18 protein-coding genes are annotated in these 21,738 nt (G+C 74.0%); 7 read left to right on the plus strand and 11 right to left on the minus strand.

What is annotated here, in order from left to right; all coding sequences use genetic code 11:
* Positions 1–55: 55 nt before the first annotated feature.
* Positions 56–1,885 carry a copper-binding protein gene (locus ABZX11_RS10765; protein ID WP_354911896.1) on the plus strand — a complete coding sequence of 610 codons (1,830 nt, stop codon included), beginning with the start codon at positions 56–58 and terminating at the stop codon, positions 1,883–1,885.
* A gap of 15 nt (positions 1,886–1,900) precedes the next feature.
* Positions 1,901–2,260, plus strand: a complete 360-nt coding sequence (locus ABZX11_RS10770; protein ID WP_354911899.1) for a hypothetical protein — start codon at positions 1,901–1,903, stop codon at positions 2,258–2,260.
* A gap of 56 nt (positions 2,261–2,316) precedes the next feature.
* On the opposite strand, the gene ABZX11_RS10775 is transcribed toward ABZX11_RS10770, so the two are convergent.
* The 11 genes from ABZX11_RS10775 to ABZX11_RS10825 form a co-directional block, all read right to left on the minus strand.
* The gene (locus ABZX11_RS10775) at positions 2,317–2,745 is read right to left on the minus strand and encodes a hypothetical protein (protein ID WP_254897281.1); all 429 of its coding nucleotides are present in this window, start codon (positions 2,743–2,745) and stop codon (positions 2,317–2,319) included.
* A gap of 449 nt (positions 2,746–3,194) precedes the next feature.
* Positions 3,195–6,125, minus strand: a complete 2,931-nt coding sequence (locus ABZX11_RS10780; protein WP_176176594.1) for a LuxR family transcriptional regulator — start codon at positions 6,123–6,125, stop codon at positions 3,195–3,197.
* 111 nt (positions 6,126–6,236) lie between these two features.
* Positions 6,237–6,443 (minus strand): hypothetical protein, encoded by a 207-nt coding sequence (locus ABZX11_RS10785; protein ID WP_176176595.1) that lies wholly within the window; start codon positions 6,441–6,443, stop codon positions 6,237–6,239.
* 31 nt (positions 6,444–6,474) lie between these two features.
* Positions 6,475–9,309, minus strand: coding sequence for a type 2 lanthipeptide synthetase LanM family protein (locus tag ABZX11_RS10790; RefSeq protein ID WP_354911903.1), 2,835 nt, complete (start codon positions 9,307–9,309; stop codon positions 6,475–6,477).
* A 46-nt stretch (positions 9,310–9,355) separates the two neighbouring features.
* Complete coding sequence (locus ABZX11_RS10795) at positions 9,356–10,555, minus strand: 4'-phosphopantetheinyl transferase superfamily protein (RefSeq protein ID WP_354911906.1); 1,200 nt, start codon at positions 10,553–10,555, stop codon at positions 9,356–9,358.
* A complete protein-coding gene (locus ABZX11_RS10800; RefSeq protein WP_354911909.1) occupies positions 10,552–13,719 on the minus strand; it encodes a S41 family peptidase in 3,168 nt (1,055 codons plus the stop codon). The genes ABZX11_RS10795 and ABZX11_RS10800 overlap by 4 nt, the downstream gene beginning before the upstream one ends.
* Positions 13,716–14,297: a GNAT family N-acetyltransferase gene (locus ABZX11_RS10805; protein ID WP_176176599.1), complete on the minus strand. Its 582-nt coding sequence runs from the start codon at positions 14,295–14,297 to the stop codon at positions 13,716–13,718. Before ABZX11_RS10805 ends, ABZX11_RS10800 begins: the two co-directional genes overlap by 4 nt.
* A complete protein-coding gene (locus tag ABZX11_RS10810; RefSeq protein WP_176176600.1) occupies positions 14,285–14,722 on the minus strand; it encodes a hypothetical protein in 438 nt (145 codons plus the stop codon). Before ABZX11_RS10810 ends, ABZX11_RS10805 begins: the two co-directional genes overlap by 13 nt.
* The gene (locus ABZX11_RS10815; protein WP_176176601.1) at positions 14,715–15,170 is read right to left on the minus strand and encodes a hypothetical protein; all 456 of its coding nucleotides are present in this window, start codon (positions 15,168–15,170) and stop codon (positions 14,715–14,717) included. Before ABZX11_RS10815 ends, ABZX11_RS10810 begins: the two co-directional genes overlap by 8 nt.
* On the minus strand, positions 15,167–15,700 hold the full coding sequence (locus ABZX11_RS10820; RefSeq protein ID WP_176176602.1) for a hypothetical protein: 534 nt from the start codon (positions 15,698–15,700) through the stop codon (positions 15,167–15,169). Before ABZX11_RS10820 ends, ABZX11_RS10815 begins: the two co-directional genes overlap by 4 nt.
* A gap of 220 nt (positions 15,701–15,920) precedes the next feature.
* Positions 15,921–16,046, minus strand: coding sequence for a hypothetical protein (locus ABZX11_RS10825; RefSeq protein WP_303247007.1), 126 nt, complete (start codon positions 16,044–16,046; stop codon positions 15,921–15,923).
* A 229-nt stretch (positions 16,047–16,275) separates the two neighbouring features.
* On the opposite strand from ABZX11_RS10825, the gene ABZX11_RS10830 reads away from it, so the two are divergent.
* From ABZX11_RS10830 to ABZX11_RS10850, 5 genes are read left to right on the plus strand one after another with little or no spacing between them, the layout of a single operon-like run.
* Entirely contained in the window at positions 16,276–17,859 is a 1,584-nt protein-coding gene (locus ABZX11_RS10830) for a condensation domain-containing protein (RefSeq protein WP_354911913.1), read from the plus strand.
* Between the two features lie 21 nt (positions 17,860–17,880).
* On the plus strand, positions 17,881–18,840 hold the full coding sequence (locus ABZX11_RS10835) for a ketoacyl-ACP synthase III family protein (RefSeq protein WP_176176604.1): 960 nt from the start codon (positions 17,881–17,883) through the stop codon (positions 18,838–18,840).
* Positions 18,837–20,180 (plus strand): ATP-grasp domain-containing protein, encoded by a 1,344-nt coding sequence (locus ABZX11_RS10840; RefSeq protein ID WP_354911917.1) that lies wholly within the window; start codon positions 18,837–18,839, stop codon positions 20,178–20,180. The genes ABZX11_RS10835 and ABZX11_RS10840 overlap by 4 nt, the downstream gene beginning before the upstream one ends.
* Positions 20,177–21,472 carry a type III PLP-dependent enzyme gene (locus ABZX11_RS10845; protein ID WP_354911919.1) on the plus strand — a complete coding sequence of 432 codons (1,296 nt, stop codon included), beginning with the start codon at positions 20,177–20,179 and terminating at the stop codon, positions 21,470–21,472. Before ABZX11_RS10840 ends, ABZX11_RS10845 begins: the two co-directional genes overlap by 4 nt.
* Positions 21,469–21,735, plus strand: a complete 267-nt coding sequence (locus ABZX11_RS10850; RefSeq protein ID WP_086848245.1) for an acyl carrier protein — start codon at positions 21,469–21,471, stop codon at positions 21,733–21,735. The genes ABZX11_RS10845 and ABZX11_RS10850 overlap by 4 nt, the downstream gene beginning before the upstream one ends.
* The last annotated feature ends 3 nt before the right edge of the window (positions 21,736–21,738 follow it).

Consider the following 21,738-nt stretch of genomic DNA (forward strand, 5'->3'; position numbering starts at 1 on the left):
ATGGGGGCCGGGTTCCCGCCCGGCCCCCATCCTTCCCAGGAAGGGTTCTCCCGCGATGTCCCCACGACTGATCGCCCTGCTGCTGACGGCTTTCCTCGCGGTGCTGGTGCCGGCCACGCCCGCGGCGGCGGCGCCGGTCCAGACGCTGACCTGGACCGGGAACAACAGCACCACCGAGTACGCGTCCGCGCCCACCGGCGCTCGGCCCGGCGAGACCACCATCGTCTTCGAGAACAGCGAAGCCACCGGCAACACCACCGGGATGTCGCACACCCTGACGTTCGACACGACGACGCCGGGCTACAACCACGACGTGTCGCTGAACATCCTGGCCAACCCGTTCGACGCGCAGGACGGCCGCCACGAGGCCGTCGTGACGCTGACACCCGGCAAGTACCGGTACTACTGCACCATTCCCGGGCACACGGCGATGGTGGGGGAGTTCGTCGTCTCCGACGGCACCGGGGACACCACTGCGCCGGTCGTGACCGCTTCGGTGACGGGAGAGCGTGACTCGTCCGGGAACTACGTCGGGTCCGCCACGGTGTCCCTTTCGGCGACCGACGCGGGCTCCGGCGTGGCTTCGGTGGAGTACCAGCTCGACGGCGGCAGCTGGACGGCCTACCCGGCGCCGGTGGTGGTTTCCACCGCGGGGACGCACATGCTCCACTACCGCGCCCATGACGTCGCCGGGAACCAGTCGGAGGAAGGGATGGCGCACTTCACGGTCGTCGCCCGGCCGGGTGACACGACCGCGCCGTCGGTGAGCGCCGCGATCACCGGCACCCAGGACACGGCGGGCAACTACCTCGACGTCGCGACGGCCCGGATCACGGCCACGGACGCGGGTTCCGGCGTGGCTTCGGTGGAGTACCAGCTGGACGGCGGCGCCTGGACGGCCTACACCGCTCCGGTCGCGGTGACCGCGGCGGGCGCGCACATGCTGCACTACCGGGCCACGGACGTCGCGGGCAATGTGTCGCCGGAGGGCATGGCCCACTTCACCGTGGTCCGGAGCGACACGACGGCACCCGTGGTGTCGGCTTCGGTGGCCGGCACGCAGGACGGCGACGGCAACTACGTCGGCAAGGCGACGGTCACGGTGACGGCTTCGGACGCGGGTTCCGGGGTGGCCCTGGTGGAGTACAAAGTGGACGGTGGCGCGTGGACCGCCTACGCAGCACCGGTTCCGGTGTCGTCCGCCGGGCCGCACACGGTGGGCTACCGCGCCCGTGACGTCGCCGGCAACGCCTCGGCGGAGGGATCCGTGTCGTTCACCGTGGTCGCCGGCGGGGACACCACGGCGCCGTCGGTGGCGCTCCAGGTCACCGGGAAGCAGGACGGCGGCTGGAACTACGTGGGCTCGGCGACCGTGACGGTGACCGCCGCGGACGCGGAGTCCGGAGTGGGTGTCGTCGAGTACAAAGTGGATGGTGCGGCGTGGACCCGTTACGCGGCCCCGGTGGTGGTGACGGCGCTGGGTGCGCACACGGTGCGGGCCAGGGCCACCGATGTCGCCGGGAACGTCTCGGCGGAACTGCCGGGGTCGTTCACGGTGGTCGCGGCCCCGCCGCCGCCGGACGCCTGCCCGGTCTCGGACACCCGGGAGACGGTGGTGATCGGCGGGATCGACAGCCAGGTGGCGAACGTCGACACCGGCAACGGCTGCACGATCAACGACGTCATCGACGAGACCGCGGAGTACGCGTCGCACGACCGGTTCGTGAAGCACGTGAAGGCGGTGACGCAGGAGCTGGTGGCCAACGGGGTGTTGTCCACGGGCGACCGCAACCGCATCGTGACGGCGGCCATCGAGTCGGGCGTCGGCGGTGGCGGTTTGGCGACGGCGGACGGGGGTAAGCGGAAGGCTTCAGCTCGCGCCTAGGGAAAAGAGTGACGGATGCCCGCGTTGACCCGCGTTCTCGGAGCGGTGACCGCCGTTTACAGCGCCACGATCATCGCCGCGCCGCGCGTGCTGGCGAAACCGTGCGGCCTGACGACCCCGGCCGGCGGCGTCACCGCGGGCGTCCGCACCCTGATCGCGGGCATCGGCGCCCGCGACGCGGCGATCGGGCTGGCGATGCTGTTCGCCCCGGAGGGCAGGCCGCTTAAGGTGGCACTGGCCGCCCGGGTCGCCTCCGACGCGGCGGACGCGGTGGTGTTCGGGACGGGCCTGCCGGACCGTTCGGCGCGGACGAAGGTGGCGGCGTTCGCGGTCGGGTGGGCGGCGCTGTGCGCGGCGTCGGGGCTGGTGCGGTGACACGAGCGCGAACGGCCCGGCCGGGATTCCCCGGCCGGGCCGTCCGACACCGGAACCTAGTGATCGTTGAGGTAGTAGTGCTGGCTCAAGTGCTGGAAGTTCGTACCCAGGTAGACGCTGACGCTGATGTTCACGTGTTCCGGGAGGTCGTGCTTGCCGCCATCGGACGCCCTGGCCGTGGCGCAGGATCCCAGTCCACCGGAGGCGACGAGCAGGTAGCGTTCGGGGTAGGCGCCCGTACTGTCCTGGACGGCGATACTGGCCCGGGCAGCGAGTCCGTCGGCCGCCGAGTCGCAGACGGACACGACGTCGCCGTTCTCTTCGACGTAGACAGTGCCGCCCTTGTCGGCGTCCGTGGTGTACCACGTGTGGTCCCAGCTGCCGCCGGGCGGGTCCACGGTCGCCGACGCCGACGTGGCGCTCAGGAGTGTCCCGCCGGCGACGAAAGCAGTCGTCGCGGCCAAGGCCGCGATCTTGTTGCGCATTGTATGACTCCGTTCTGACCCCAGTTGCCGAGAGCGCCGAAATCGTCACCGCGGTCATTCCGGCCGGTGAGGCACTCTCGCCAGGCCGACGGTTCCAGCCGCGCCTGGACGGCGTCAATCGGCCCCGAAACCTTTTACCTCCACCCGAAGGGTCTCCGGGAACGGGAACCTTCGCGCACTATGCCGCCACCTGCGAAATCAGCATTCACAGGGTGGACATCGGCTTCGAAAGGGGCAGCATTCGGTCAGGGTGTGCCGGCGAACTCGTGGGTGCCGGGCGGGACCGTCTCCTGCCGCCCGCTCGGCAGCAAGGCCGTCGCGCTGGGGTGACACCACCTCGCCGTCGGCCGGGACGCCGTTCCAGGCCTCCCACACCTTCGTCGCGCCGCGGTCGACCATGCCGCTCGTCAGCCGGAGTCCGACTGGCAGTTGTCAGTGCCCGCGGCAGCTCAGACTTCCGAAGCCGACGAATGCTCGGCCGCGAAGCGGGCCAGCTCCGCGCGGTCGCGGACCGAGGTCTTCATCAGCAACGCCGCCACGTGCTTCTCCACCGTGCGCGGGGAAATGTGCAGCCTCGCCGCCAGTGCCTTGTTGCTCAACCGGAACGCCAGCAGCTCGAACACCTCGTACTCGCGCAGCGTGACGCCGATCGCGCGCAGGCTCTCCGGCACCCGCTCGGTGCCCGTGCGGCGCTGCTGGACCGACGCCCCCGCGCGGCGCAGCAGGGCGCGGCACGCGCTGGCCACCGGGATCACGTCCGCGCCGTGGAAGTGGCTTTCGGCTTCGCGCAGCCATTCCGCCGGCTCGCCCCAGCCGTCGTCGACCGCCGGCTCCGCCGTCAGGCGCAGGCCCAGCGGGCGGGCGACGCCGAACGGGGCCGCCGCCTGTGCCGCGCGGCGCATGGCCGTCGCCGCGGCTTCGTGCGACTGGTCGCGGCCGTGCAGCACCGCCTCGGCCTGGAGGACGAACTGGCGGTTCCAGCGCATCCCGCCGGTCGCCCCGGCCGCGATCCGCCGGTGGTCCTCCCAGGTCGCGTCGCCGGCGATCACGTCGAGCAGCAGCTTCAGGCCGTGGGTGCCCGCCAGGTGGAACGTGCTCTGCTGCCGCGCCTGGTCGGCCGCGAGGGTTTCCAGCTCCGCGCGCGCGGTCTCGCGGTCCTCCTCCAGCAGCGAGCAGAACACCTGGGCCAGGCCGCGCGCGAGCGGGGCCTCCGGACCGGCGTCCCCGCCGCCGCGGCGGAAGTCGCCCAGTGCGGTCTCCATCGTGCGGCGGTCGCCCCGGTGCCCGGCCAGCACCGCCTGCGCCATCTGCACGTACCGGCTGACCGCGTACAGCTTGATCCGCGACGCCTCCGCGTAGCACGCGTCGAGCCGCTGCCCGGCCTCGGTGAACCGGCCGCACAGCACCGCGTGCAGGCCCAGCACGGCGTCCGCGTTGTAGGCCAGGCTGATCCCGCCGGTGCGCAGCGCCTCGGCGCGCGCGGTCTCCAGCCCGGACGGGTCGGCCTCGGCCAGCCAGGCGTTGCCGCCCAGGCCGACCAGCGCGTAGTTGCGCCAGTTCGTCAGCCGGTGCTCGGCGGCGCTGTCGAGCATCCGGCGGAAGCACTCGTCGGACTCGGCCATGTCCCGCTCGCGCACCACGAACCCGACCGCGTAGAGCGCCTGGCACGCCGTCGACGGCGAGCCGATCCGCTCGGCCCCGGCGACCGCCCGGCGGCCCAGCTGTTCGCTGCGGCGCACCCGGTCCGGGGCCGGGCCGGACATCGACAGGTACGCGTCCACCGCGTCCACCGCGACGGCTTCCTCGTCCAGTCCGTCCTCCGGCAGCAGCGCACGGGCCGCGGCGACCTGCTCGAAGCCCTCCGCCCAGCGGCCGGCGACCTGGGCCGCCCACGCCAGCCGGACGTGCACCCGGATCTGGCGCGCGGGATCGCGGCCGTCGGCGGGCCGCAGCGAGCGCGCCACGTTCACCGCCCGGTCGAACTGCCCGGCCTCCGCCAGCGCGAACAGCAGCAGCTCCAGCAGGTCGCGGTAGCGGCCGGACCGGTCGTCGCCGGCGTCGTCGCCGAGCAGGTTCACGGCGTGCTCGAGCACGGCGATCGCCGACCCCGGCGCGCCTTCGCCCAGCGCGCGCTGCGCGGCCTCGCGGTACAGGTCGGCGGCGGCCCAGCGGTCGCCGGCGCCCAGCCGCAGCGACGCGGCCAGGCTGCACAGCTCGCCCGGCAGGTCAGGGTGCAGCTCGACCACGGCGTCGGCCGCCTTGGCCGACAGCGCCACCCGCTCGGCCGGGTTGAGCAGGGTCAGCAGCGCTTCGGCGGTGAGCGGGTGCCGGAAGGCGTACCAGTCCTCGCCGCGCTCGTCCGCGGTGAGCAGCTGGGCGGCCACGGCGGACTGCAGGTGGCCGAACAGGCTGTGGTCGTCGAGCTCGCTCACCCGCTGCACCACCGAAAGCGGGAACCGGCGGCCGAGCACCGCGGCGATGGCGAGCAGCTGCTTGCCGCGTTCGCCGAGGCGGTCGGCGCGGCGGGTGATGATCGTGACCAGCGTCGAGGGCACGGCGCTGCGGCCGTGGCCGGTGAACCGCCAGCCCGCCGCGCCGTTCACCAGCTCGCCCGCGGCCACCATGCTGTGCAGCAGTTCCTCGACCACGAGGGGATTGCCCGCGCTGTCGGCGAACAGGCGCTCGGCGACGTCGGCGGACACCTGGTCCGGCTCGGCGCCGAGCGAGGACGCGACGACGTCGCGCACCTGCTCCGGGCCGAGGCTGTCCAGCGGCATCAGGAACCCCTCGCCGCGCCGGGCGGCGGCGTGGGCCGCCTCCAGCGCGGGCGAGGGTTCGGCGCGCAGGGTGGCCAGCACGACCACCGGCTGCGTGCGGACGTTGGCGGCCAGGTACTCCACCACGGCGAGGGTTTCCACGTCGGCGTCCTGCAGGTCGTCGACGACGAACAGGCAGCCGCGGCCCGCGCCGGCCAGGCCGGTGAGCCGCAGCGTGGCCTCGGCCAGCACCACCAGCGACGTCTCGCCCGCGGTGTCGGCGCCGGTGGCCCAGTCCGGGATCAGCCTGCCCAGCACCGACCGGTACGGCCCGAGCTGTTCGACCAGCTCGCGGCCGCCGGTGCGGGCCAGTGACAGGAGTGCTTCGGTGAGAGCGCGGAACGGCACGGCGGGGCCGGTGGTGCTGCCGCGGCCCCGCAGCACCACCAGACCCTCGTCCAGGGCGTGGCCGACCGCTTCGGCGGCGAGCCGGGTCTTGCCGATGCCGGGTTCCCCCGTGACGAACACGGCCGAGCCCGAAGAGCGGCGAGCGTCGTGCAACACCCGCCCGATCTCTTCGATCTCCGTTCCTCGGCCGACGAGAGCGGGGGCACGGGTGCGCATGCGCCAACCTTAGAGACCGGAGTCACGAATTCGGTGGTTTTCCGGTGGAGATTCCACTGTTCGGACGGCAAGATTGGCGTTGTTGTCACGCTTTGTGCCTTGATGAGCACGTCACGCGTGCGTGTGGTTGCTCACGACGGTGCTGATGTCCATCGTGACGACCGCGACGCTGGCCACGCCGAGGGTCAGTCCGGCGAGAATCCCCGCCCGCACACCGATCTTCGTTCTGGCGGCCGGGGTGGCTTCGCCCAGCGGGCTGTCGGTCTCCGCGCCGGCGGTGGTCGGGTCGAATTCGGCGGCGTTGGTGTCGTTGCGCATCTGCACTCCCGTGATGTGGTGTGTTTCGCGGTTATTTCCCAGCAGGGCCCGACGGTTCCAGCAGGAGAACCGAAGGAACCCGTTCGGCAAAACCGACCCGCAACAACCCGAAACCGATACCCCCGGTTCCGGTCAGCAGACCGGGACTTGCTACTCCGTGCGGAGTACCGCACTGGAGGCCGTGCCCTTCCACCGCGCCGACGAGGCGCGAAGTCGCCCTCCGCAAGGCGGAGACCGACGGTTCGTGGCCCTGCCCGGCGAGCACCACCAGCGCTTCGAGAGCGCCGAGCTCGCCGTGGCAGAGGGATTGGTCGGCCGACGGCGGCCGGGCGGCCACCGCGGCCGCGAAGGCGTCCGCCGCCGGCGCCGGGCTGCCGGACCGCGACCCGGCGAGGATCCGGCCGGCCAGGCCCGAGCACCAGCCCAGGTCGCCGTCCGCCGGTTCCGCCGGGAGCCCGCGGTCGCGGCCGAGGGCCCACTCGACGCCCGCCGCGCCCCACAGGAAGCCCGGGGCGGTGGGACGGGGGGAACCGGCAAGGCGCCGGGAGAGCGTGGCGGCCAGTGCGGCCGCTTCGGGCAGCCCGGTTTCCGCGTGCACGGCGTGCATCGCCGCGAGGGCGCCCGCGGTGCCTTCGCCGACGCCCGCCGGCGCGGCCGTGTCGGCGGCGGCGGTCGCGGCGATCGCGGCGGGCAGGCAGGCGGCGAGCGCGCGGTCGCCGAGGAGCGAAGCCAGCCGGGCGAGGGCGTAGCAGATCCCGCCGAGGCCGAAGAACCCGCCGGACCCGACTTCGCGGGCCAGCTCGGGGTGTTCGGCGAGGACCTCGACCAGCACCGGCAGCGTGCGCACGGCCTTGGCGGCCAGCTCCGAGTACCGGGACGTGCCGGTCAGGTCGCCGAGCTGGGCGAGGAACAGCGCGGTGCCGCAGTAGCCCTCGGCGAGCCCGGCGCCCATCGGCAGCACCAGCCAGTGGCGGCCGTCGAGGAGCTCGAGGCCGACCCAGTTGGCCCGCACGTCGTCGTGGGCGGCGCGGGCGACGAGGTCGTCGCCGATGGCGGAGGCCAGCGCGAGCAGGTGCTGGCTGTCGGGCACGACGGCGGCGACCGCGCCGGGCAGCGGCGCGCCGGCGCCGTGGCGGACCTCGGGGCGGCGGGTGGCCAGCGTGGCCTCCACGAACCACTCCTGCTCGCGCAGGTCTTCGGCGCACAGCTGGGCGATCTTCGCGCGGGCCTGGTCGAGGCCGCTGGCGGCCAGCAGGCCGGGCAGCAGCGCGCCGGTGCCGGTGGTGACGTCGACCGACCCCGCGGCGGCGGTGAACACCGGCACGTCGCCGTCGCACAGCTCGGTGACCTCGTGCGGCACGAGGGCGGGCAGGTGGGCCTTGCCGTGGTCGTCGCCGAGCGAGGCGAACGCCGCCTGCCGGTCGGCGCCCGCGGCCAGGTGCGCCGGGTGCGTCGAGCCGGTCAACAGCGTGACGTAGACCTGCGTCGGCCGCATGACCAGCCGGATCTCCTCCCCGGCGAACGCGTCCAGGACGCCGCCGAGCAGCTCGGCGCGGCGGTCGACCAGTGCCTCGTAGGCGGCGCGGAAGCCGCTCAGCAGGCTCTGCCGGTACATCCCGGCGTCGACCTCGGCCCCGGCGAGCACCGGGCGGTTCGCGCCGCCGGCGTAGGGGAGCGGCCCGCGGGCCAGGCGCATGTCGTCGGTCCCGGCGCCGGTCCAGTGCGGCACCTCGCCGGGGGTCTGCTCGCCGTTGCCGCCGCCGAAGGCCGACACGTCGAGCGCGCCGTGCTCGCCGAGCATCAGCGTGGGCAGCAGAGCGGTGCGCGCCACCGAGCGGTGCAGCGCGGCGGCGGCCGGGTCGGGCCCGTTGCGGGTCAGCGCGGTGAACGCGGGGTGGAACAGCGTCTCGACGTCCACCAGCATCGGCTGGTCGCCGCAGGCGATGAGGTTCTCGCAGTGCATGTCGGTGGCGTCGAGCGCGTAGAGCAGGGCGAGCAGCGCGCCCTGGCGGCGGTAGAAGAGTTCGACGCCGGCGTGGTCGGCGCACGGCCGCGCGGGCACGTACTCGGCCCAGCCGTAGCCGTCGCGGGCCAGCACGCCCACCGGGCGCGGCGCGAGGCCGGGCCGTTCCTCGGCGAACCACCGCAGCAGCTCGCCCCACCGGGCGAGCAGCCCGAGCGGCCGCGGCTTGTAGACGAGCCGTCGCCCGTCCGCGAAGCCGAGCACGGCCACCGCGCGGCCGCCGGAGTGCACGTCACCGGCGCCGAGGGTGAGCTCGGTCAGCTCGGCGGCGCTGCCCGCGAGCAGCCCTTCGCGCAGGACGTCCCGGTCGGCGGCGAACCGGGTGAGCAGTTCGGCGACGGCGTCGGCGGTGCGCAGGCAGGTCTGGGCGAGCAGCCGGGCCAGCACGGGGTGGCGGTCGAGCACCTCGGTGAGGTACCCGCGGCCGCCGAGCAGGCGCAGGAAGTCGACGAAGCGGTCGCGCCCGGTGGTGCCGCGCAGCAGGCCTGCCTTCTTCGCGGCGTGCAGTTCGAGCACGAAGGTGCGGGCGGCGAGCGCGGTCAGCTGCCCGCAGAGCCAGTTCCCGACCCCGGTCCAGACGGCCTCCGCGGCGGGCACCCGCCGGACCAGCAGCTCGCGGGTGGCGGCGGCGAAGGGCAGGACGGCGTGCCGGAAGACGTCGTCGCCCTCGGCGTCGACCGGAGCGGGCCAGTCGCCTTCGGCGGGCAGGGCAGCCAGCACGTCGTCGGTGAGCAGCGCCCAGGCGGGCCGGTCGCCGCCGGTCTCGCCGGGGAGGCGAGCGGCGGTCCACCAGGCCGGTGCCTCGTGGGGGGCCTGCTCGGGGCGCTCTACTGTCTGGCTCACGCCGAGAACATTCGCACTCCGGGAGATGCGGGTACATGGGTACTCGCTACCCAGATTGGCGGCCCCCATCCCGCGCCCCGCCCGGCCACGACGGCCCGGCGGGCGGCGGCGCGCCGAGTCCGGCCAGGTCACGCCGGTGAAAGGCGCTGATCGGCACGGTCGTGGCGACGGCCGCGAGGTGGTCGCCGGGGATAGGGAGAGGCCGCAGGTGCACCGGTTCGCGCGGCCAGCCGGGCGCGTCCGAACGGGCGAGCGGCCCGCGGACATCCACCCGCGCGGGGGGTGCGGCGAGCCCCAGCCCGGCCAGCTTCATCGCGGCTTCCTTGCGGGTCCACGCGGTCAGGAGCCGGGCCGGGTGCTCCGCCGGGGGCGCGGCGGAGAACGCCCGGTGTTCGGCCGGTGACAGGACCACGCCCGCGAGGCCGGCCGGATCGGCCGCCGCGCCGGGCTCTTCGAGGTCGACGCCGATCCGGCCGTCCCCCGCGACGGCGAGCAGCAGGAAGCGGGCGGTGTGGGAGACGGAGAAGGCCGGAGCGCCGGCCAGCCGGGGCCGGCCGTGGGCGGGATCGCCGCAGTGCTCGCAGGAGCGGTCGATCACCACCTCCGCGGGCGGCACACCGAGCACGGCGGCGGCCCAAAGCCGCTGCAGTGCACGCGAAGCGGTGAAGACGTCCCCCGCGGGGGTGGCGGCCAACCGGTCGGCACGGGCGAGTTCGGTGTCGTCGAGCAGCCGCCGCCACGCGGGGCGGGGGTGGATCGGCAGCAGCCAGAAGTCGACCTCGCCGGGGCGCGGGCGGGCGATCGTGCGGACCGTCCGCGCCCCGGTGCCGGTACCGATGGCGGCCGTGCGCGAGCCGGACGCGGTGATCGCGGCACCGGCGGGAACCGTGCGCGGCCGGGGCTTGGTGGTCGTGGCGCCGGTGCCGGCGTGGCTCGCCTGGGACTCGCGTTCGGTTCTGGCGCGGTCCACCTGCGGCTCTCGCCCGGCAGTCGTGGTGCCGGTGCCGGCGTGGCTCGCCTGCGGCTCGCGTTCGGTGCCGGCGCGGTCCATCTGCGGCTCTCGCGCGGCAGTCGTGGTGCCGGTGCCGGCGTGGCTCGCCTGCGACCCGCGTTCGGTTCTGGCGCGGTCCACCTGCGGCTCCCGCGCGGCAGTCGTGGTGCCGGTGCCGGCGTGGCTCGCCTGCGGCTCGCGTTCGGTGGTGGTGTCGGCACCGGCGCGGACCACCCGCCCGCTTCCCCCGGTCACGGCGCCTGCGGCAGCAGCAGCGCCGCCCGGGGAACCGGGAGCTCGTCCGACGGTGACCCCAGCTCCGCCAGCAGGTGCGCGACCGCCGCCGCGAGCTGGTCGTCCTCGCCCGGCAGCAGCCGGTCCGGGGCCGGGACCACCGCCAGGTCCGGCTCCACGCCGTGGTTCTCCAAAGAACCGCCCGCGTCGCCGAAGCGGTAGCGGAACTCCGGCTGCGTCGTGACCGTGCCGTCCACCAGCCGGTGGCGCGGCCAGGTCGCGATCACCCCGCCCCAGCTGCGCCTGCCGATCAGCGGGCCCAGCCCGAGCGCGCGGAACACGTGCGCGAAGATCTCGCCGTCGGAACCGGTGTGCTCGTTGAGCAGCGTCGCCATCGGGCCGCGCGGGGACTCCGTCGGGTACGGTGCCATCCCGCTCCAGCGCCCGTGCTCGGTGCCGGTGCGGCGGCGGGCCAGCCGGTCGAGCAGCAGCGGTGACACGTGCCCGCCCGTGTTGAACCGGACGTCCACGATCAGGCCGTCGCGGTCGAGCTCGGTCAGGAACCCGCGGACGAAGTCGGCGTACCCGCTGCGCGTCATGTCGGGCACGTGCAGGTAGCCCAGCCGCCCGCCGGACACCGTGCGCACGTACGCGCGGTTGCCCTCGGTCCAGTCCAGGTACCGCGCCCGTGCCTCGCTCGCGCACGCCCGCACGACCACGCGGTGCTCGGCGCCGCCCCGCCGCACGGTCAGCTCGACCTCGCGGTCGGCCTGCCCGACCAGCAGCTCGCCGGGACCCGGCGGGCCGACCCGGCGGCCGTTGACCGCGACCACGGCGTCGCCCGCGCGGATGTCCGCGCCGAGCCGGGCGCACGGCGAACCGGCCTTCGGGTTCCACGGGTCGCCGCGCAGGATCCGGGCGATCCGCCAGGTCGAGCCGTCGGGCGGAGTATCCCAGTCGACGCCGAGGAAGCCCTGGGCCTCGTCCGGCCCGGCGCGGTACTCGCCGCCGCGCTCGAAGGCGTGCGACGTGCCGAGCTCGCCGTGCAGCTCCCAGATCAGGTCCGACAGCTCGGCGCGGCACGACACCAGTTCCGCGAGCGGCGCGTACCGGTCGTACACCGCGTCCCAGTCGAGGCCGGACATCCGCGCGTCCCAATAACCCTCGCGCTGCAGCCGCCACGCCTCGCGGAACATCTGCCGCCACTCCGCCGACGGGTCGAACGGGACCTTGACGCGGCCGAGGTCGACCCAGCCCGTCGCCGGGCCCGGCTCTTCGCCGTCGGGCGGGTCGCCGGCGGCGTCGGCGCGCAGCACCCGCAGCCGGCTGTCGGTGCGGTGCAGCACGACGTCGCCGCGGACGTCCAGCTCGTCGACCGGGCCGAGGCAGCCCGCGGTGACCCGGCCGGTGCCCAGGTCGACCAGCGACACCGTGCCGTCGCCGCCGGCGTCCGGGTGCGCCGGGTCCGGCGCGGCCAGCGGCACCGACAGCAGCAGCACCCGGCCGGGCAGCGCGCCGATGTCGCTGTAGCGCCCCTCGGGCACCGGGAACGCCGCCACCCGCCGGGAAATCCCGTCGAAGTCGATCTCCACCCGGCCGTCGCCGCGCGGGGCCGTCCGCGCCTGGCCGGGCACGGCGGCCCGCGTCTCGAACGGCGATTCCTCGCCCGCCCGCAGGGTGATCAGGTACGGCCGCGAGCCGAACGGGAACCCGACGTCGAACTGCACCTGGTCCAGCTCGGGCGTCAGGTCGCGCTGGCCGAGGAAGTACAGGTACCGCCCGGACGGGTCGAACGCCGGGCGCGCGTCGCGCACCACCGGCTCGGTGACCCGGTGGGTGCGCCCGGACGCGGTGTCGGCGAGCTTGATCGACGACGTGCGCGGCGACTCCGGGAACGTGTAGGCCAGCCACCGCCCGTCGGGCGACCAGGCCAGGTCCTCGATGCGCTCGTGCCGGCTGGCGTCCAGCAGCCGGGGCCGGGGGAGCACGTCGGTGGTGTCCACCAGCCACACGCGCTGGCGGCTGGTGGCGAAGGCGACGAGCCCGGACGCGGGTGAGGCGGTCAGCTCGGTGATGTGCCCGACGCCGCCCGCGACCAGCACCGGGGCGTCTTCGCCGCCCTCGGCGTCCAGCAGCACGATCCGCTCGTCCGGGCTCTCGTCGGCGGCCACCGCGACCAGCTGCCGCCCGCCGGCCAGCCAGCGCAGCAGCCGGTAGCGGACGCCGTCGGCGCTGCCGTGGCCGCGGACCGGCCCGGACCAGTGCTCGAAGGTGAACGCCTTGCCGCGGGCGGTCACCGCGAGCCGGGTGCCGTCGGGGGACAGGCGCGCGCCGTCGAGGTACTCGCCCGCGGGGGCGAACCGGCGGCCGCGCTGCGGGGCCGCGCCGCCCAGTTCCACCTCGACCGGCCGGGCGCCGCGGTCGTCGAGCAGGTGCAGCCGGGCGCCCGCGGTGTAGACGAGCCGGGTGCCGTCGGTGGTGAGCCCCCGCGCGTAGTGGTCGTGGTGGTCGGTGTGGCAGCGCAGGTCGCCGCCGTCGGGACGGCACGAGTAGACGTTGCCGATGCCTTCGTGGTCGCTGATGAAGTGGACGCGGCCGCCGGCCCAGCACGGGTCGGCGACGTTCCCGGGCAGCGCGACGAGCCGCGTGAACGGCCCGGCCTCGTCCTCGGCGTACCACAGCTCGCCGGTGCCGCCGCCGCGGTAGCGCTTCCAGCGCGCGGGATCCGCGGTGTTGCGGCCGACGACGACCCCGCCGTCCCCGAAGGCGATCGTGTCGGCGGGCCCCAGCCGCAGCGGCCGCGCGGGACCACCGGCCGGGGGCACCGAGAACAGGCGTGCGCCGAAGCCGGACGGCTGTTCCGCGTCCGTGGCGTAGAGCACCTCGCCGGTGTCCGGGTGCCAGCCGACGGTGAGGCAGCGGCCTGCCTGGTGGGTCAGCCGCCGCGGCCGGCCGCCTTCGGCGGGCATCACGTACACCTCGGCGGGGCCGTCGTAGGTGCCGACGAACGCGATTTCCGTGCCGTCCGGGGAGATCCGCGGCCGCCGGGCTTCACCGGGGCCCGCGGTCAGCCGGTGCGCCCGGCCGCCTTCGGCCGGCACGGACCACAGGTCGTCCTCGCACGCGAAGTACAGGGTGCCGCCGGAGACCGCGGGCGTGCGCAGGTACCCGGCCCGCCCGGTCACGACCGCGCCTCGATCCGCTCGCGGATCCGCTCGGCCAGCTCGCGGCGGCGTTCCTCGGCGGTCGCCTCGTGGGCCCGGATGTCCTCGTCGGACAGCGTCCAGTAGCACGCGGTCCGCCACTCGCCGACGGTGTAGGAGTCCCGCTCGCACCGGACCTGGTGCTGGGCTTCGAGGGCTTCGGCGGAGAGGAACATCGTGTTGTGCGTGTAGACCTGGTTGACGATCACGCGCATGTTGAGCTCGTCGCGCAGGTGCTTGTGCACCGCGTAGACGGCGAACGCGCCGAGCCCGCGGTCGCGCGGCAGCACGCCGAAGGACAGCTCGCAGCACTGGGCGCGCCAGTCGATCGAGGTGATCCAGGCGAACCCCAGCACGCGGTCGTGCGAGCCGCAGATGGTGAAGATCCGCTTGGTGCGGTGCTCGTCGGTGATCGTGCGCAGCTGCCGGGCCTGCAGGCCGTCGTCGTCGGACCCGACGGCGAAGTCGGTGAGGTTGGCCGCGAACCGCGCTTCGCGCAGCAGTTCCGTGCGCAGCGGGATGTCCTCTTCGGTGAAGTGCCGGACGGTCACGATCGGCATGACTCCTCCTTCACCAGGACCAGGACGTCGTGGAACGCGTGGCCGGCGTAGTGGTGGCCGGGCAGCACGCCGCTGTGGGCGAACCCGGCCCCGAGGAAGGCGGCGGCGCCGTTGCCGGGGACCAGCGCGACGAACGAGGTCCGCCGCTGGTAGGCGGTGAGGTGGCGCAGCAGCGCGCGCACCGGCTCGGGCCCGGCGGAGGTGCTCGAGACGTACGCCTGGCGTGGCTGCACCCGGTTCGGCACGCAGCCGACCAGCGCGCCGCCGGCGGCGTACACCTGGGCTTCGCGGCGGGTGAGCTCGCGCACGAGCAGGGCGTCGTTCTGGGTCACCGGGTCGGTGCCGAGGAACCCGCGCGCGGCGGTCCCCGCGCGGCGCAGCCCCCGTGCGGCCTCGGCTGGCGAAAGCGGCCTCAGCTCAGTCATGGCGGATCGTCCCCCAGATCTCCCGTGCGGCGGGTGCGCCATCGAACCAGGTGGCGGCCGGGACGACGGCTTCGCGCCGGAAACCGGCGGCGGCCAGCGCGTCCGTGTCCGCCCGTGCGGCCGGGGTGACCCAGCCGTGCAGGCGCCGCAGGTTCAGCGCGGTGAAGCCGTGCGCGACGGCGGCGGTCAGCAGTTCCTCCACATCGGACAGTCCGGTGTGGACGCCGAGCTCGACGCGGGCCCGCCGGTGCACCCAGTCGATGCCGGTGTAGCGGACGAAGGCACCGTCGGTGACGCACAGCTCCTCGTCGTCGCCGTCGGGCGGGGGGACCTCGGTCGGCTCGGCGAGCGCGGGCCAGTCCGCCAGTGGCAGCCCGAGCAGCTCGCCGGCGAGCCACGGCCCGCTCAGCAGCTCGCGGTCGGTGCCGCGGTATCCGCGCAGTTTCATGACTCCGTCCAGACCTGGGAGAAGAAGACCGTGCCGCGGCGACGGCCATCGCGCGTGGTCACGCCGGCGAGCGTGCCCTCTTCGGTGAGTCCCGCCGACCGCGCGAAGGCGAGGCCGGCGGGGTCGAACTCGGGGAACCGGACCGACAGCCGCACGATTTCGCGGCGCCACCGCAGCGCCCGCACGATCTCGCGGTACACCTCGGCCCACCAGTGCGTGGGCGCGTCGGAGCGCAGCCGCAGGTGCAGGACGTAGTGGCAGCCGTGCTCGCTGCCCTCGTGCTCCAGCGCGTAGAGACCGACGGGCTCGCCGTCGGCGCGGAGCACGCGCGTGTCGTCGCCGAGGAGCCGCAGGATCTCCCGCTCCGGCCGCGTGCCGGGCCGGTCGGTGCGGAAGAAGAAGCCGGGATCGGTGAACAGCGCGAGCACTTCCGCCCGGTCGGCGTCCGCGTACGCGCGGGCCGACCAGCGCGGCAGCACCCGCGCCACCGGGACGGCGGCGGTCGGTGCGGCGGGCGCGATCGAGGTCATGGCCCCTCCCGGGTGCATGGGCTGGCGAAAATCGGGGTGGCCCGCAGCTCCTTGGTGAGAGCACGGACCGGGTGGCGGCGAGGAGCCGCGGGAACGGCACCGCCCGGCGGGTGCCGGGGGCGGTGCCGCGCCCGCGGTGGCCACGAGACCGGAGCTCTCCGGTGAAAGCCCCGGTGCGGCGGGGCGGCGGCGCGCGGTGCGCCGCCGACCCGCCGGGTCGTCACGCCTCCTTGGCAGCGACCTTCGAGGCCTCCTTGGACGCCTCCTTGGAGGCCTCCTTGCTGGCGACCTTCGAAGCGACCTTCGACGCGACCTTGCTGGCGACCTTCGAGGCTTCCTTCGACATGGGTGCTCCTCATTCCGTTGGTGGATTTCCCCCGCAGATCCGGTCGGCATTTCCTGCGTTCCGGCGGGGCCAACCCAGATTCACCGACGAACCGTTGCCGGTCAAGGGAAACCCTTCGCCGCCCGGTGTCATGTTCGTGCCACGGAAAACGTGCCACCGCCAGGGGCTAACCATTTCCGCCGCCACCACCCACCATCGGCGTACGACGATTCACGGTTGGAGGCCCCGGATGCCCGAGGCGAAGAGCGCGAACCTCTGCTGGGGACAGCACCACCACCTGCTGCGGTACCTGCGGGTGCCGGCGCAGTCGCGGCACGAGGCCCACATCGGCACCAGCTACCCGCTGCCCGCGGGCTGCACGGTCGCGGCCGTCCGCGCCACCCTGACGCACCTGGTGCGCCGGCACGAGATCCTGCGCACGGTCTACGACCTGACCGGCACCGCGGCCGACGGGCGCGCCTGGCCGCGCCAGGTCGTGCAGCCGCCGTCGCCGCAGCCGGTGGTCGAAGCGACCACGGAGGACGCCGTGGAGGTCATCGCGCGGCTCACCCGCACCCCGTTCGACCTGGCCCGCGAGTGGCCCCTGCGTGCCTGCGTGGTCACCAGCGGCGGCCGGTTGGTGCGCCTGCACCTGGTCTTCAACCACCTGGCCTTCGACGACGTCGCCCTCGACCGCCTGGCCGCCGAGCTCGACGAGCTCCTGGCCGCGCGCACCGAGGGCAGGCCCGCGGTGCTGGACCCGGTCGAACACCAGCCGGTCGACCTCGCCCGCTTCGAGGAGAGCCGCACCGAGGCCGACCTCGAACCCGCGCTCGGCTACTGGCGCGAGCTCGCCGGGAAGCTCCCCGCGGACGTCTTCTCGAAGCGCCGCAGGGCTTCCGAGACGGCACACAGCGGCTCCCTCACCGTCCCGTCACTGTTGTCGGCCGCCCGGACGATCGCCGCGCGCGAGCACGTGTGGCCCTCGGCCGTGCACCTGGCCGCCTATGCCGTCACGCTCGCCGCCTACACCGGCGAAACGCTGGTCGCGCACCGGATGTACACCAGCCAGCGGGACGCCAGCGGCTTCGGCGGCGCCGTCACGTGCCTGTCCTACCCGACGCCGGTGCTCGCCGACCTCGGCGGCGATCCGCGGTTCTCGACCGTGGTCAAGGCGTCCGCGACCAGCGTGAGCCAGGCGATGACGCACGCGCACGTGCCTTATGACCGCGTGTACGAGCTGATCGCCGAGGAGGGCGTGCGCGTGGTCGCGGAGCTGAACTTCCTCGACAACGCCCCGCGGTCGTGCCGCACCAAGCGGGACCGCTACGCCGTCAACGCCGCGCCCGCCGACTGGGCGCTCGCGGGCTCCGACAGCTACCTGCGCGTCTACGAGTGGGCCGACGGCATCACCCTGGCCCTGCAGGCCCTGGACGCGGTGATGGACGCCGACGCCGTCGAACAGTTCCTGCGCGGCTACGCCCGGCTCGTCGAGGCCCACCGCGACCCCGGCACCGACCTGCGCGTCAGCGAGGCCGCCGCGCTCATCGGCTTCACCCCGGCGGCGCCGCGGGCCACCGCCGTTCCCGCCGAACCCGAGCGGACCGGAACCGCGCCGGCCGAACGCGTCCTCGCCGAGGTCGTCGCGCAGGTCAACGGCCTCGGCGACGTCGACCCGGCCCGCAGCTACCTCGGCGCGGGCGGGCGTGTGCTGCGCCTGCCCCGCGTGGTCGAGGCCCTGCACGAGCGCGGCTGGTCGGCCGGGCTCGTCCCGTTCACCACCGCCCGCCCCCTGTCCGCGCTCGCGCACGACCTCGTGCCGGCCCGCGGCTGAGCCAGTAGATCGGAGGAAATCATGTCCCTGCTCGAAGCACCCCGCCTGGAACGGGTGGCGTCGTTCGTGCCGGAAACGAGCCTGCCGGTCGCCGACCTGGCCGGCCCGCTCGGCCTCGACGCGACCCAGCTGCGCTTCTTCACCCGCTTCCTCGGCCTCGACCGCGTAGCCGTCGCCGACGGCCTCGAACTGGCCGACCTGCTGACCGGCGCCGGGGAGCGGGTGCTGGCCGGAACCGACCGCGACTCGGTCCGGTTCCTCGTCCACGCCCACACCATGCAGCACGTCGCCGTCGCCACGCCCGGCCTCCTCGAGGACGTGCGGACGCGGCTGCGGCTGCACCGCGCGACCGCGTTCAGCCTCTCGCACCTCAACTGCGTGGTCGGCCTGCACGCCCTGCACGTGGCGCGCTCGCTGCTGGCGACCGCGGCACCGGGCGACCGCGTGCTCGTGCTCACCGGTGACAAGGTGCTGATGCACGAGGCCCGGCTGATCCGCGACACCACGATCCAGGGCGACGGCGCCGCCGCGGTGCTGCTCGGCCCGGACCCGCGCGGCGACCGCGTCCTCGGGCGGGCGCTCACCGTGCTGGGCGAGTTCTACCGGGGCATCGACTGCGACGAAGCCCTGCAGCTGCAGTACAAGCACGTCTACCCGGACGCGCTCGCCCAGGTCATGCAGGACGCCCTCGACGACGCCCGTGCCGAGGCCGCGGACATCGCCGCCATCCTGCCGCACAACGTCAACAAGCTGTCGTGGAAACGCATCACCGGCACGCTCGGCGTGCCGCGGGACCGCGTGTTCCTCGACAACGTCGGGAAGTACGCCCACTGCTACAGCTCCGACCCGTTCATCAACCTGGCGGCGGCGCGCGCGGACGGGCGGGTCGATCCGGGGGACCTCGTGCTGCTGGCTTCGGCCGGCCTCGGGGCGACCTTCGCGGCGGCCGTCGTCGAGATCGGAGAAGGGAACCAGGGATGAATTTCGTGGCACGGCTGAAGAAGGACCTCACCGGCGACGCCGGTGCGCGGTTCGTCTTCGTCAACAACTTCGAGGTGGAGCGCAGCTGGGCGGTGGGCGAGCCGAAACTGCCCGGCGCCGGCATCTCGTTCGCGGGGGCCACGGTCAACCGCATGGAGGAGATGGGCGCGCTGCTCGCCGGCGAGGGCGACCTGGTGGTGCTCAAGGCACCCATGGACGCCGCGTTCGCCGGGTACCTCGCCCGGATCGGCGCGGCCGACGGCACCACGCTGATCGCCGAGCACAACGACCCGGACGCGATGGTGACCGAGGATGCGCTCGACTCGCCGGAGCTGCTGTCCCGGCTGCGCGAGCTGGCCGACGGCAACACCTACCTGATGCCGCTGGGCATTTCGGCGTCGGAAGAAGCACTGGCCAAGGAGTCCGGGCTGCCGCTGGCCGGCTCGACCGCGCAGATCTGCAAGGCGGTCAACGGCAAGGTGTTCAGCCGCGGCCTGGTCGACTCGCTCGGCCTGCGCCAGGTGCCCGGCCGGGTGGTGCACACCGTCGGCGAACTGCGCGAGGCGCTCACCTCCCAGCTGGCGCTGGGCGGCCGGGTCGTGGTGAAGGAGTCGCTCGGCGTCTCCGGCCGCGGCATGGTCGTGGTCGAGGACGAGCGCGGCGCGAACCGCCTGCTGCGCCTGATCGAGCGCCGCGGCGCCGAGGCGCCGGCGAACCTCGTCGTCGAGTCCTGGATCGAGCACGCCCAGGACCTCAACTACCAGTTCGTCGTCTCCCGCACCGGCGGCGTCCGGTTCGAGACGGTCAAGGCCGCCGTGCTGAAGAACGGCGTGCACCAGGGCCACCGCTTCCCGGTGGAGCTGCCGCCGGTCGCGGCCCGCGAACTCGCCGAAGCCGTCGAGAAGATCGGGCGCGCGTTGCACGACGAGGGCTTCTTCGGGATGGTCGGCGTCGACGCGATGCTCGCCGCCGACGGCACCCTCTACCCGTGCCTGGAGATCAACGCCCGGTTCAACATGTCGACCTACCAGAGCCGGATCGCCGAGAAGTTCATCCCCGAAGGCCGGCACGCGATCGCGGCGACCTTCTCGCTGAAGCTGCAGCGCGAGCACACCTTCGCCGAGGTCGAGACCGCGCTCGGCGACCTGTTCTTCACCGGCGCCGGCGACACCGGCGTGCTGGTCAACAACTTCGCGACGCTCAACGCCGCGTTCACCGGCGAGGGCTCCTTCCACGGCCGTCTCTACGCGATCTGCGTCGGGGACTCGCCCGAGGAGGCCCTCGCCGTCCGGACCGAGGCCGAGCGCCGCCTCAGCGCCATGGCAGGGGAAGACGCATGACCGACATCGACTACCAGGACCTGGCCGCGCGCTTCGGCACGCCGCTGTACGTCTACGACGGCGACGTCCTGCACGCCACCATCACCGGCCTGCGCGCGGTGCTGCACCCGGCGATCGAGGTGTTCTACTCGCTGAAGGCGAACCCGAACATCAGCGTCTTCGCCGCCCTGCACCACGGCGGCGCGCGTGCCGAGGTCTCGTCCATTGTGGAACTGCAGACCGTGCTGAAGGCGGGTGCGCGGCCGGACGACATCATCTTCCTCGGCCCGGGCAAGAGCCAGGAGGAGCTGCGGGCGTGCCTGGACACCGGCGTCTACGCGATCGTCTGCGAGTCCTTCGACGAGCTGGACGACATCGAGCGGCTCGGCGCCGAGCTCGGGAAGCAGCAGCGGGTGCTGCTGCGGATCAACCCGACCTGCGCGATCAGCGGCTCCCGGCTCACCATGGGCGGCAAGCCGCGGCAGTTCGGCATCGACGAGGCCCAGGTCCTCGCGGCCGGGCCGCGGCTGGCGGAGTACCACCACGCCGACGTCGCCGGCATCCAGGTCTACATGGGCACGCGCATCCTCGACGCCGAGGTGATCGGCAAGAACACGCGCTACGCACTGGACCTGGCCGAGCGGGTCGCCGCGGAGACCGGGATCCGCCTGGAAGCGGTCGACATCGGCGGCGGCCTCGGCGTGGCCTACTTCGAGGGCGAGGACGACCTCGACGCCGCCGACGTGGCCGCCGAGATCAACCCGATGCTGGAGGCGTTCCACCGGGCGCACCCGGCGACCCGGCTGATCATGGAGTCCGGCCGGTTCCTGGCCGGCCGCGCCGGGGTCTACGTGCTCGGCGTCCGGTACGTCAAGGAGTCGATGGGGGAGCGGTTCGCGATCGCGGACGGCGGCACCCACCACCACATGGCGGCCGTCGGCATCGGCTCGTTCGTCAAGCGCAACTTCCCGGCCGTGCTGCTCACCCCGCGCGCGGCGGGCGAGGACACCGACGACACCGTCGAGCCCGGCCCCTGGACCGTCACCGGTCCGCTGTGCACGCCCAACGACACCCTGCTCAAGCAGGTGAAACTGCCCGACCTGCGCGCCGGCGACCTGGTCGGCGTCCTGAACTCCGGCGCCTACGGGCCGTCGGCCTCGCCCGGGCTGTTCCTCAGCCACGGGTTCCCCGCCGAGGTGCTCGTGCGCGGGGGAGCGGCCCACCTGGTCCGCGACCGCGACGAGCCCGCGGACCTGCTGCGCAAGCAGCACCTGCACCAGCCCACCACCAGCACGGAAAGCGAGCCGAGATGAACCGCACCGAGATCGTCGCCCACCTGGAGATCGCCCTGTCCGCCGTGCTCAACAAGGAGATCGGCGGCGTCACCCCGGAGCTGCGCCTGTTCGAGGACCTGGCGCTCGACTCCACCAGTGTCATCGAGCTGCTGATGAGCCTCGAGGACACCATCGGCCTCGAGATCGACCCGGACGAGCTCGGCCCGGAGGTCTTCCGCACGGTCGGCAGCCTGACCGACTACATCGAGTCGGCTTTCGCCCGGTCCGCCGCGGCGGTCTGAGCC

The sequence above is a fragment of the Amycolatopsis sp. NPDC004169 genome, assembly GCF_040610315.1.
Classification (GTDB): domain Bacteria; phylum Actinomycetota; class Actinomycetes; order Mycobacteriales; family Pseudonocardiaceae; genus Amycolatopsis.